This window comes from Legionella nigrisilvae, assembly GCF_977063395.2.
The window spans coordinates 253,357-266,261 of sequence record NZ_CDRUGZ020000042.1 but is presented as its reverse complement, the minus strand read 5'-3'; the positions used below and the strand labels follow the sequence as shown (position 1 = coordinate 266,261).

Genomic DNA, 12,905 nt, shown 5'->3' with positions numbered 1-12,905 from the left:
TTTTCTATTTCAGAGCACTACGGCGAGGTGTTAAAAAAGCCAAGACCATGGCGATAATGAATAAAGCAGGAACGTCCCCATATAAATGAGCAAAATGTTGTGGGTAATAAAATGACTGAATAGCCATAATAGCCCCATGAACCACACTCGACCACACAGTAAACCAAATCAGACTTAAATGTTGAACGGGATTTCTTGCTGCCAGTAGCAAGAACACCCCTAAAGTGGCATAGACACCTAATATCATTTGTAAATAGACGTTATGTCCAGATTGGTGCCAAGCCCATCCGGATGGCCATAAAAAAGTTAATGGGTATATCGCGAAGATAAAAACTAGTCCAAAAATAATCAAGGCCATTCGAAGCAGGGTGTAGTTCTTTTTACCGTCCATGATCACTCCAGTTGAAAATGCTGGTTTCTATGTTCATTATAGCAAGACGGATTAATTCAGGATCTTTGAAAATTATTTGTGGGTAACAGAAAATTGATTTTCTGGAGGAAAATGCAGTAAAAACCCGGGTTATGTCTTTGGACCTGCACCCGGGATCCATTTATTTTGCAAGTTGGGGGAGGTTCTCTAATTGCATTTTGACAAGTTTTGTAATCGCCTCAAGCATTTGCTGGCATGATTCAGCATTTCCTGGTGATTGTTTATAAATAATATTAGCTACGAATGCAGATAATGCCTGAGATATTACATTATTATTACGAAAATGGGGTGGTAGTTTTTCCACGGATTGAACCAAAGAGGTTAATAAGTTTTGTCCGATAAAATTCATGGCTTTGGCATAATCTTCATTCGTTAACGTTTCAGCAGGGCGGGTGTTTTCATCGAGGGTCATGTTATATCCTGTAATTTTGATAAAGAGGAATTATAGAGTTTGCCTCTAAGTACTTCAATGCCTGCTGGTACGCGTCATCAACTTATGTTCGCGATAGGCCTTTATGAGGCACAACCGTTACCCACAATAATAAATTAAAATTTAAAGTTTGCTGAAAAGAAATGGATTTGTATAAGAAAAATCATCATCAGTTTCTTCAGCAATTGTTTGCTTTAATGGGTTCTCAGTAAGGTTATTCACAGGAGAATAAGCGCCATGACTCACTCTAGGATAGACGGATTCAATGCCCTGATGCAGCAGTCCGGTAGGGTCGAGTATGATTAATTCTCCTTTCCCGGTTAAATTAAAGGCGGCACTGCTGCCAAATAATGGAGTGGGCTTGGCCCCTTCTTGAGTCAATATTTTAAATGTTTGTTTGTAACATAAGCTCGGTTCATCTGTGTCACTTCCGGTTCCTACCAGAGTAACTTGACCTGCTAAGTCTGACCATAAAAGTTCTTTACCAGTAAGTTCTTGGATATCAGAAAGAATTCGATCTAATTCTTCTTGAACGGTTGTTTTGGTTGTTCGATCACCCAGAATGTGCCCCATGTAATAACAAGGAGTTCCCTTTTGATCCTTATGGACAACTAAAATTCCAGTACAGTTCAGGATGCCTTCGGTACCTAAGACATCAATATCACCTTCCTTAAAACCAGCGCCTGCATCGGCACCTACTCGATAGCAACTAAGTCCCTGCATGCTCGGAAGTTGATCCGAGTTAGGTTCAAAGAAGAGTGAGAAATCGTGGCATTGTTCTATCAGTGCGTGGATTTCAACTTCCTTTTCATCTTCTTGCCTCTTTTTCAAGTTTTTTAATAATATGGCAGCACGCCAATATTCTTTTTCATCAAGATTTGACAATAATTCTATAGCCTCGTCGAGCTTATTATACTGTAAGAGTATCGTATAATATTTTGACATTTCATGAAGTCGGATATTATCGATATCCAACAAAACTATTTTGTGCTCACCCTCAGTTACAACTATCGTCTTCATTATATTGCCTATTTACAAATTGGCCTGTAATTATACATATAAGCAATTTAATTTGCAAAAAATAAGAGCAAAATGGTTGTTTATGGGTCTTTTTATGACGTTTGGCGCTACAGGGTAAATATCTTTGCCCCCTAATTTAACTAGCATATGAATGGATCCACCGTGCCAAAGCATGAGCCCCTGCGATTAATTCCTCTTCATTTCCTCCAAATGATAAGCGGACATAACCTTCCTTTCCGAATGCAATTCCTGGCACAAGGGCAACATTTGCTTCTTCTAAGGCGTGTTTACAAAAATCTTCGGAATTCATTTTTTTAAACCCCAGACTTTCTAATGAAAGAAATAGATAAAGGGATGACGATGGTTGTTTTATAGCTAAGCCCAAAGAGTCATGCAAAGCTTTAATGAGAATATTTCTTCTGTTTTGCATGCATTGTTGGACCCAAGTACTGATTAGATTTATTTCATTTAATGCAGCAACAGCCGCCCATTGGCTTAAGGTGGTTACACCACTGGTACTTTGACTTACTAATGAAGTTAAGGGTTGGATAATGGATTGAGGGGCAAACACAAAACCGATTCGCCAACCGGTCATGGCAAAATTTTTTGAGCAACTTTGAATAATAATGACCCGCTCTTGAAACTGGGAGAAAGAGCCGCAGGATACATAGGCATGTTCATCATAGGTGAGGGCACTATAAACTTCATCTGCAATAACTAAGAGATTCTGTTCGTGAGCGATTTGTAATAATTCGATAAGTTCAGATTCCGTATACAAGGCACCTGTGGGGTTCGTTGCATTATTCAAAATCAAAATTTTGCTTTTACTACTGCATGCATTTTTGAGAGATTGCGGTGTCAATTTCCATCCTTCGGTTTCTTGGGTTTCCACGACGATGGGGACACCGCCAAATAATTTAGTTATAGCTGGATAGGAGACCCAATAGGGAGCGGGAATTATGACTTCATCGTCCTCTTCCAACAGTAATTGCATCAACAAATAGATTCCCAATTTTCCACCGTTAACCACAAGACAATGTTCTTTTTGAAATGAACAGCCATACCATTCATTCATCCATTCACATGCAAGGTGGCGCAATTTTGGGATTCCAGATATTGGTGGGTAAAGGGTATGTCCTTGTTCAAGAGCCTGCATCGTAGCAGTGACAATAGAGGGATGAGGTAGAAGTTTAGGTTCACCGGCACTTAGGTTATAAATTTTAATGCCGGCATTTATCTTTTGTTGAGCCAATGAGTTGATTACAACAGTTGCTGAATTCTCAGGTAAATGCCTCATTATTTTTGTACCTTTCTAGAATTTGCAATAATGATTTTGAATACACGATTTATAAATTCTTGTTGTAAATGGTACTCTTTGGATAAATGCCCGTAATATTCGAATAATTCTTTCTCCCGCGATCGGTCCGTTATTTTTTTCCCTTCTTTTGATTTTAAAGCCCCAATTTGTTTCGACAATTCCTGCCGTTTCGCTAATAGTTCAATGAGGTTCGCATCTGCCTGTTCAATTTGTTTTCTCAATTCATCGAGTGTATCCATGATGTTCTCCTTACTTGAGAAGAGTTGCGTTATCAGCATGTTTTTTTACTAAGATAAACGCCGTTCGATTCGGTTTGCTGTCTTGAATATCGGCGGCTATTATTTCTAAACCATAAAGTTGTGCACAACGTGCCGGTGCAATAACTGCCGAATGAGCTGGCAAAGTCCCGTCTGTCAAATCCTTTGCTGCTTTTGCGGTATCAATCCACTCTATTTGTTCAATATTATTAAATTGTTTTTGCAAAAACTGGCGACATTGAGCGAGTCCTTGAGGATGGGACACGATGTACGAAATTTGGTGGTATTGCACACCGGGTCTTACAAGCAAACATTGATTAATCTCATGCCATAATTCATCAATGGGGGTAAATAAATGCTTTCCCATTGCTAAAAATGCGGGTTTTACCAAACCGCCTATAAGATTAACCACAGGAAATATGCCCAAATCTATGGTTTCACGTTCAATCGCATCAAGAACACCTTCCATATCCAGTAAGTGAACCAACATGGGAGCTATCCCTTTCTGCTTAGCATAAACCAGTGCCGCTTCTTCAGAAAACGAGCCCGCATCCCCTGAAATACCCAATAAAGTAATCATGCAAGAGCCTCCTTCGGTAATTCTGTTTTCTCCAACGACCGCAACTCAGCTAATTCCAACAGAAAGCGCTCTGTTTGCTCCCAGCTTAAACAAGGATCAGTAATGGATAAGCCGCCTAAGTCAAGATCCTCGGGGTGAACAGAATCCACTTTTTGATTTCCCTCTTTGATAAAACTTTCAACCATGAACCCTTTGACCAATTGTTTTAAATCAGGATACTTCCTAATACTTTCTAAAACGCTTAAAGCAATTGAGGGTTGTAATTGATGATTTTTTTTGCCTTCAATCAAACAATTATCATGGCTGACATCAACGATGACCGAAGGGTTAACGATTTGATGCATATCCATGTATTGTTTTACTTCCTTAAGATGAGCAATTGAATAGTTAGGAGCATTGTTTGAACCACGTAAAACCATATGAGCATGATTATTACCGTGAGTTTGCACTTCATAACCATCAAATACTGCCACGTGAGAGTGTTGGGAGGCAATAATACTGTTCACCCCAATCGCCAAGGAACCATGGGTGGGATTTTTTAATCCTACGGCACAATCTAAAGCCGAAGCAAAAATTCGATGTTCTTGATCTTCGGAGCTGCGTGCTCCGATTGCTACCCATGAGAGAAGTTCAAGAAACCCTTTAGCATTATGAGTAAACAGTGCTTCATCGGCAATTGGAAGTCCCATCTCAATGACTTTAATCATCATATCCCGAGTATATTTTATTCCGGCTGCAATATCGGGTTCAGAAAATAGATCAGGCTGGTTTACAGGACCTGTCCATCCTTTAGTTGTACGAGGTTTTTGGATATATACCCGCATGATTAATTTTAATTCATGTTTAACTTTCTCATTCAATTTCACTAAACGGTTGGCGTACTCCAGAACAGCTTGTTTAGGCCACGCAGAACAAGGACCCACTATCATTAAAAGCCGATCATCACGGCCTTCTAAAATCGCTTTGACTTCTCTTCGATCGCGAGTAATTTGCTGGTGGGCAGAAAGGGACAAAGGAATTTCTTGAAGAATTGATTCTACAGAAGGGAGTTTTTTTAAGACTGAATAGCTCATCATACCCTCCTTAAATCAGTAAGCACTGTGGATAGAGGGGGAGAACGATGTGTTCGTGGTGGATGGCGCATGATATACACTCCTCTTTGGTTCTATCCAACGCCCATACTTTGTTGTCTGGGAATTCGGGTACCAAAAACCCCCAGACTCTGCTGGGGGTTGGAATGTTAGTTAATTCTACCGACCACCCAGCTCCGGGCTAAAAAAGCTAAAATAAAAAAAGCAAGCAAAGGTTTGTGGTAAACCTGCTTTTTCATTTAACTTGTGGTGTACAGTAGAATGGGACATTAAATTTCACAAAATTGTACTATTAATGTACAAATATACAACTTAATAAATATTATGTCAAGAGCCAAAGTGGTGAGGGGACATTCTTTAATTTGATAAATCTATGAAAATCTTTTCAATTAAAGAGATTTCTAAGGTGAGAAACATAGTTTATAACTTGCCAGCGCCACGCAATGGGGCTATATTTTTTTATTTCTATCCCAAAAAACAGTAAGAAATGACCAAAATCGCACTTTATTTAGCGGGTGGTGGAGCTCGTGGAGCCTATCAGGCAGGCGTACTCCATGCGATCAACACCATTCTTGGTGTAAGGAAAATTCCTTTCAGTATGATCACTGGCGTTAGTGTTGGCAGTATTAATGCCGCAGTAATCGCTGAAAATGCACTGGATTTTTCTGCGGGTACGAACAAGTTAAATGAATTATGGAGCAACATTACTTGCCAGCACATATTTAAGTCCAGTAACTACGCGCTCAGCGTATCAGCAATGCGCAATATGAACAGTATGCTTACTAAGCAACGCTTGTTGGGACATATTCTAGATACCTCGCCTTTGCGTCAGTTCATCACCAACATTATTAATTTTGAGACTTTGGAAGGGGTTATTAAAAATAAAAATTTGGAAATGTTAGAAATCATCAGCAACTGTTATGAAGCCCAAAAAACCATTTCCTTTTATCAACATTATGCAGAAAAGTTTGAGGATTGGGATGATCCGCTTCATAGTAGTCAACGAGTTAATCTTAAAATGGAGTATTTTCTAGCATCAACCTCATTACCGTTATTCTTTCCACCCGCAAAAATAAATGGACTTCATTATGGAGATGGGCATGTGGGATTAGCGGCTCCTCTACGAGGTGCTATTCGTAGTCAAGTCGATAAAATTTTAATAATTGGTACACGTACATTACCCAATGTTAGTGACGTAGAGAAATTACAAAGCAGTGATATTGATTTTTCCCGTGTGTTAGGGGGAATGGTCAATGGGTTGTTTTTAGATAATCTTGAACGTGATCTTGAGATGGTTGGCCATATGAATCATATGGCTCGCATGATACCTACAGAGAAGGAATATGCTCATTGGCGGCCAATTCAAACCTTGCATTTACGGCCTAGTACGGATGTAGCCGGCATGGCTCAATCTCAATACCATAACATTCCTATTTTACTACGTATGTTTCTTAATTTTCTGGGTGCGAAACGTCATTCTGGTGATCTACTCAGCTTTTTATTATTTGAAAAAGCCTTCACACGTCAATTAATGAAACTGGGTTTCGATGATACGCTGGCAGCAGAGGGTTCTGTTTTAGATTTTTTTAATAGCTAGGGTGCAAGGCGGGAATTTACTCATCAAATCATACTTACTTTATTGGTGAGAGGGAATTCCCGCCTGCGCGGGAATGACACGTTGTCTCTTAAGAGTGTTTCCTAGTGTATCACTTTATGATCATGAGCCACTTTGAGGATGGATCAATTTTTTGACTATTATTGGGGTTTCCGGCTGTGTAGTGTTTGCTCATTAATGTGCTGGTGGCACTGTCAAATTTATCATTATTAATGTGTTTGTTAAGACAACTTCCTACCGAACTTGCTCCTGAGCAGAAGGCTTGATTGAAATCATAATACTGATTGAGTCGACTTTTAGCTGCGGTAGCACCGATGAAATTATAAGTAATGTAATCGTTTAATTGCCATGGGGCTTGTGCATTAGATCTTGATAACTTCAGGGTTTTAAAAGAAGAAGCATTGCCATGATCTGATCCAATAGAAGCAGAATATATGATGGGAATGACATAACCATTTCGTTCTACTTTAATTGCATGGATTTCATCAAAGTGAGTATGCGCTGCAAGCATGCCAATAACCAGTTCCGGATACGCTTTTATAATTCTTTTAAACGAGTCTTTATAGGTTGTTTCCCAACTTTGCGGTGGGACATGCATCGCTAAAAGAACACGCTCATGGTTTGCTTTACTTATTTTAAGTTCATTTTCTAACCACTGAAGCTCTTCGGTGGCACCCTCCCGCGATGGTGAAAATCCTGGTCTTGATACAAATACCACACTGTTTAATGAAATAAGCTTGAGATGATCCCCTAGGTATGCAGAGTAATAGCCGTATTTCTGGTTTTCCTGGCTGATACAAGCCTCCCCATTAAAAGGACATTTAAGCCCTGTTGAAAGAAATCCATCATCATTTCCTGTTATCGCTTTTAACAAATCAGAAGCAGATTCATCGTTATAAGTAAATGGCCCATAATCTCGTTGCAGCGAATCATTATTACCAAAAATATAAAAATAAGGTGAAGGATTTATTTTTTCATTCAGTTGTTCAAAAACCAAGTTGATGTTGTCTTTTGTTGTTTTACGCGAATAGGCGTTGTGGGCTGGTAAGTCACCCAGCAAAAGAACGGCATGCTTTGTTTGTTGATCCAAATCAATTTGTTCGCCAATACTAGCTATTAATGTTTTAAAGCTTTCAGGGTCCAGTTCTTCGGAAGAATTGGGATAGGGATTTATGTGTGTCGGTTGTTTTTTTGTAATATCCACATGCGGATCGGATATTAGGAACACATTAAGTTGGTTTTGAGTGTTATCACTGGCTGCTGTTGCAAGGCAATTAGCCATAGAGAGTAAGAGCATGGCCAAGGCTATTGTTAATCTTTTGAACGTTATCATCTAAATTTCTCCGTCTGTGTGGATGATTTTGTAACTTTATTCAGAGAGGTTCGAGGTGCTCCACTGACACTACTATGATACCAGCAGCGGATTTAATGAAGATTACTGTGTGTACGCAAATTATGCAATTGGAATATTAATTGACCTTTTGAAGTTCTCTGCACCGAATAGGTCATTAATAGGAACCAAGCAATTAGATTGACTATTCAGGTACATTGAAGTGTTTTACATTCACTAGAGGTTATGTTCAACTGTACGTAGTGTTAGGGTATTGGTTTTTGAAATTTTGCTGCATGGATAATGACGTAATTTATTAGAATTAATTGATTAGCCTAAGGAGATAAGAGCAATGGAAGGTGTTTTAATTTGTTTAACGCTTCTTTTTTTATTGGTTATCTCTGGAGTGATAACACGCTTTATTTCTTTTCTACCCGCTCCATTAATCCAAATTACTATAGGAACAATTCTGGCAGTTTTATTTCCAACCTTTGATGTTGGATTTAATCCTGAACTTTTTATGTTATTGTTCATCCCACCGTTGTTATTTAATGACAGTTGGCATTTTCCTAAGCGTGAGTTTTTGCTCTATACCAGACCCATTATTATGCTCTCAATTGGGTTGGTTTTTTTCACCGTAGCAGGGATTGGTTATTTAGTCCATTGGTTCGTTCCACTCATTCCGTTACCCGCGGCGTTTGCATTAGCTGCAGCACTTTCTCCAACAGATGCAATATCCCTTAGATCCATGACTGCCGGAGCTCGGATACCTGAACGAATTATGCATATCTTACAAGGAGAAGCTCTTTTAAATGATGCCTCAGGCTTGGTTTCATTTAAATTAGCGGTTGCCGCGATGGTCACAGGTGTATTTTCACTTAAAGGGGCAGCATTTAGTTTATTATTTATTAGTCTAGGTGGGATTGCTGTTGGTTTTATTCTTACTTATATTTTTATTTCACTATTGGGAAAATTAACCCAACATAGCGCTCATGAGACCACTACGGAAAATCTTTTGTTATTACTTTTACCCTTTAGTGTATATCTAGTCGCAGAAAAGTTAGGATTTTCAGGAGTTCTAGCTACGGTTGCTGCTGGTTTTACGGTAGATAGAGCCGGATTTTTAGATCGAACAATGGCCAAAATGCGTATTGAAGGCCATTTTGTCTGGGGAGTGCTCGATCTCACTTTAAACGGAATCATATTTATTCTCTTGGGTTTGTATTTACCCCATTCGATTAAATTTCTTGCGACTACAGGGTACAGTTTCTCTGAATATACACAAATTGTTGTTCTTATCACGGTGACGCTAATTTTATTGCGAACCTTATGGATTTATTTAACTTTGCCTTTTGAAGCATTAATTTCTAGAAGAAAACGTAGTACATGGCGTTTCCCTAATATAAAAATAATCGGCACCTTTTCACTAGGTGGGGTACGGGGAGCGATTGCTCTGGCGGCGATCTTATCGTTACCTCATACGATTAATGGAGCTCCTTTCCCCGAACGAAAGCTTTTAATCATCCTGGTGATTGGCGTTGTTCTTTGTTCCCTTTTAATAAGTAGTTTGCTCTTGCCGTTAATAACGCCTGGATTGAAGAACTTGATGCATAGACATACTCAAAATGAGGAAAATGAAGCAGTACTGGCATTAAGCAAAGCTGCAGTTGAAGCAATCAAAATAAAAATGAAGAGTTTATGTGAAGAGATTAATGATGGAGATAAAGCTTTATGCATCGAGGTTGCAGATAAATTAATCGCGACTTTTAATCAATTTATCGCTTCCAATCATGGTTCTGAACATGAAAAGATCAAGAGTATGTTAGCGTTAACAATTGAGCGGCAATTAAGATATGCGGCTCTAGAAGGGGCTCATTTGGAATTGCGCACTTTGCGAAAAGAAAGAAAAATCAACAATACAACGATGATGAAAATTATTTCAAGACTGGATTTAAGACAAATGACTTTGCATACAGAACATCAAACACTTTCAGACTCATTTGAGAGAGCAGTCAAAGAATAAGATTTCGTGTAGTTTATAAAGCGATTTATGGAGGGAATTAAGCTCTTAACCTAACTCCCAGCTTGAATATAGTGTGCTTTTCATAATGTATTTGATAATGAAAATGTCTCCATTCCTTGCTTCTCTTCTTTTTTTTGTTTATTGAGCTGAAACAAACATAGAGAAACCAAAGAAGGAACCTTATCATGTGCTTTAAGTAAGGTATGTCTATAAAGCGCGGTTTCTTCAATCGATTTTAATGCTGCTTTTGGATTACTATGTAAACCCTCAAGCCGGAATCTTGCTGGGGTATATGCACCGTTTAATAACATGTGCCGCAAACCCCAGTTATAGGAATTTAGATTAGGTGTTATGCCCAGTTTTTCCGCCAATGCAGTTGAAAATTCTAGTTCATCGCGGTCTTTGGAGGTATGCGCGGCTTCTTCTTTCATTGTCTCGATTGGAGGTAACTTCAAGCGACCACTAAATACCCCACAAGCATAGCGTGCTTGCAATTCAACAAGAGGAAATACGGCTCCACGAGCACCGGGATACATACCTATATATGCTAGACGGTGCGTAGCGAGTGAAAAAGTATCTTCATAAAGTAACGAAGTTGGAGGAAGACGCAGATGTTCAGGGAGAAATGATAAGTCTCTTTCATAACCAGTACAAAAGATAACAACATCAAATTCAAGAGTACGACCATCTTTTAAGACGACACTGGAGTTTAGAAAATAGTCGACTTCGCCACAAATAGGTTTTAATTTCCCGCAACGCACTTCTTTGAAATAATCATCGGCTACCACAAAACCCACAGGAGAATTAGGGGACATATGCCACTCTGGGACCTCATTTTGTTCCGGGCAGTGCTGCAACATGAATTGATATTGTTCTTCTCGAGACATGGGTTTTTGTGAACTAGCATAGGTTTTTAATAAGTCTCTGGGCAGAAAAGGGCCATCATTTTGAGGATCCGAAGAGCGATATCTTTTTATTACCCAGCGTTCTTTTCTTAATAAATGGGTCACCTCGGTTATTTTGGCAACTTCTTCTGCAAGTGAAGTACCGCTTAAAGATCCCCCAAGTATTAAAACACGCTTATTTACAAAGTCCTTGGCAGACTTATATTTGGAGCTATGGAGCATGTTATCCTGTAATTGGTCTAAGCCTTTAAACTTAGGAATATAGGGATTGGTAAATTTACTTGTTGCAATAATAAGCGAATCAAACAATTCTTCTTTTAGCGTTGTTTTATTTTCTTGCCAACGAATCAGCCATTTTCCATCTTGTTCTAATACCTCTATGACGCGACACCCAAAGCGAATATAAGGTAAAAGATTAAAGTGTTTTGTATAGTTGGATAAATAATCATATACCTCTTGCGTGGTTGGAAAATCAGCGGTGTCAGTTGGCCAATTAAAATTAGAAAAAGTTCCGGTATGCCGTGAGATATTTACTTTCATTCCGGGCCAAGCCGAGCCTTGATCCGAAGGCTTACGATCATCTGGACCCCATACACCACCAACCCGGAATGACATTTCAAAAAGAGTGGGAACTATCCCTTCATCAAGAGCAGCTACAGCGGAAGTAAGACCAGAAGCACCCGCCCCAATGATGGCAATTTTGGGCATAATGAAAAACTCTCCATATTTGATATTTTTTTACTAAAGTGAATTAATCTCAGCACGCTAGGACAAGGTTGGGCTGCGTGCTGATGAGACAGTGAAGAGATTTACTTACCTCCGAAGCAAGCATCCAGAGTGACTGCATTATCAGCAGGAAGCCAGTGGCCGTATTTTTCTCCATGCCACCGACTGGTTTCTTCGAGCTTCGCGAGTACTGTTTGTTTGGTGAGTTCCTTGCGTTTTATCCAATCAGTACAACGCTTCTTAATCTGTCTACGAATTTGATCGCGCATAAAAGCGTAACGACAAGGATTATAGGCTTCATTTAGGTTATCTGAAATATAGGGTTCCAATAAGTTATACTCATTAACGTGTTTGGAAAACTCCCATTTATCCCCATTCAAAACTAGGATTGGGGGAAGTGTCTGCTCTCCAATATTCACGCTATGTGCCAGATTCATATAAAACTTCCACCCTGCATAATTGGCAGCTAAATCCGCATTGGAATACACCCCATTAATTAATGTACCTAGATAGGTCTGCTCTAGAATTTGACCGTAAGTAACAATAGCGGCATGGGCTTGTTGTGTTGTTTTTCCATGATCCAGAAAATAGTTATAAATTTTGTAATAGGTATGCCCCATCATGAAAAAATGCCCCAGTTTATCGGTACCAAAATGGTAACCATACATATTAATCGTTGGAGCAAGTCCAATCACAAATAGGGGCGATTGCGAAAAAACGAGCCAATAAACAGTTTTCCAGGGCCAGACTTCTTTATGCATCATGGGATTGGAATCTTTAGGTAAACGACGTAACCAACGTGGAAAACCCGGGCCGGTATTTGTATATATTAAATCAGCAATATAGGTATCTTTACGGCGAGCTGCTAATTGTGACGCCGCATGTCGACTCTTTTTTGCTCTGGGGAGAAGCATTTGAATTTCTGCATTGGTTTGCGCGATGGATTTTTCAAGGACCTCGTAAAGTCTGTAACTTGCTGCTGGGCCGATGTCTTGTAATTCACCAGGTGGAAGAGTAAATTGATCCGTTTCTTCAGCTTGAATGTCCTGTATGCCATAAACACTAAATAATACAATTAAAAAGAAGATCCTTGTAAAAGCCATATTCCTTTTCCTTTCCTTAATCGGTGAATCATTAGAATACAAAATGTTTCCTACTGTCTAGAAAAATTATTAAGAAA

Annotated in this window: 12 protein-coding genes; 2 read left to right on the top strand and 10 right to left on the bottom strand. The window is 39.2% G+C overall.

The features are described from left to right. Positions 1-4: 4 nt before the first annotated feature. From ACWTE2_RS29530 to ACWTE2_RS29500, 7 genes are all read right to left on the bottom strand, one after another. Positions 5-391, bottom strand: a complete 387-nt coding sequence (locus ACWTE2_RS29530) for a DUF6632 domain-containing protein (protein WP_454785560.1) — start codon at positions 389-391, stop codon at positions 5-7. 160 nt (positions 392-551) lie between these two features. Further along, on the bottom strand, positions 552-842 hold the full coding sequence (locus ACWTE2_RS29525; RefSeq protein ID WP_454785559.1) for a hypothetical protein: 291 nt from the start codon (positions 840-842) through the stop codon (positions 552-554). 141 nt (positions 843-983) lie between these two features. Next, positions 984-1,880, bottom strand: a complete 897-nt coding sequence (locus ACWTE2_RS29520; protein WP_454785558.1) for a hypothetical protein — start codon at positions 1,878-1,880, stop codon at positions 984-986. Positions 1,881-2,016: 136 nt separating this feature from the next. Beyond that, complete coding sequence (locus ACWTE2_RS29515; RefSeq protein ID WP_454785557.1) at positions 2,017-3,177, bottom strand: pyridoxal phosphate-dependent aminotransferase; 1,161 nt, start codon at positions 3,175-3,177, stop codon at positions 2,017-2,019. Next, a complete protein-coding gene (locus ACWTE2_RS29510; protein ID WP_454785556.1) occupies positions 3,177-3,437 on the bottom strand; it encodes a chorismate mutase in 261 nt (86 codons plus the stop codon). Before ACWTE2_RS29510 ends, ACWTE2_RS29515 begins: the two co-directional genes overlap by 1 nt. A 10-nt stretch (positions 3,438-3,447) precedes the next feature. After that, positions 3,448-4,035 (bottom strand): prephenate dehydratase domain-containing protein, encoded by a 588-nt coding sequence (locus ACWTE2_RS29505; RefSeq protein WP_454785555.1) that lies wholly within the window; start codon positions 4,033-4,035, stop codon positions 3,448-3,450. Further along, positions 4,032-5,108 carry a 3-deoxy-7-phosphoheptulonate synthase gene (locus tag ACWTE2_RS29500; protein WP_454785693.1) on the bottom strand — a complete coding sequence of 359 codons (1,077 nt, stop codon included), beginning with the start codon at positions 5,106-5,108 and terminating at the stop codon, positions 4,032-4,034. The genes ACWTE2_RS29505 and ACWTE2_RS29500 overlap by 4 nt, the downstream gene beginning before the upstream one ends. A 505-nt stretch (positions 5,109-5,613) precedes the next feature. Between ACWTE2_RS29500 and ACWTE2_RS29495 the strand changes: the two genes are divergently transcribed. Next, positions 5,614-6,723: a patatin-like phospholipase family protein gene (locus ACWTE2_RS29495; protein WP_454785554.1), complete on the top strand. Its 1,110-nt coding sequence runs from the start codon at positions 5,614-5,616 to the stop codon at positions 6,721-6,723. 109 nt (positions 6,724-6,832) lie between these two features. On the opposite strand, the gene ACWTE2_RS29490 is transcribed toward ACWTE2_RS29495, so the two are convergent. Further along, the gene (locus ACWTE2_RS29490) at positions 6,833-8,074 is read right to left on the bottom strand and encodes a metallophosphoesterase (protein ID WP_454785553.1); all 1,242 of its coding nucleotides are present in this window, start codon (positions 8,072-8,074) and stop codon (positions 6,833-6,835) included. 349 nt (positions 8,075-8,423) lie between these two features. Here ACWTE2_RS29490 and ACWTE2_RS29485 point away from each other — a divergent pair, with 349 nt between their 5' ends. Then, positions 8,424-10,094 (top strand): Na+/H+ antiporter, encoded by a 1,671-nt coding sequence (locus ACWTE2_RS29485; protein ID WP_454785552.1) that lies wholly within the window; start codon positions 8,424-8,426, stop codon positions 10,092-10,094. Between the two features lie 80 nt (positions 10,095-10,174). Here the strand turns inward: ACWTE2_RS29485 and ACWTE2_RS29480 are convergent, their stop codons facing one another. Then, on the bottom strand, positions 10,175-11,707 hold the full coding sequence (locus tag ACWTE2_RS29480) for a flavin-containing monooxygenase (RefSeq protein WP_454785551.1): 1,533 nt from the start codon (positions 11,705-11,707) through the stop codon (positions 10,175-10,177). A gap of 101 nt (positions 11,708-11,808) precedes the next feature. Next, positions 11,809-12,828 (bottom strand): hypothetical protein, encoded by a 1,020-nt coding sequence (locus ACWTE2_RS29475; protein WP_454785550.1) that lies wholly within the window; start codon positions 12,826-12,828, stop codon positions 11,809-11,811. Between the last annotated feature and the right edge of the window lie 77 nt (positions 12,829-12,905).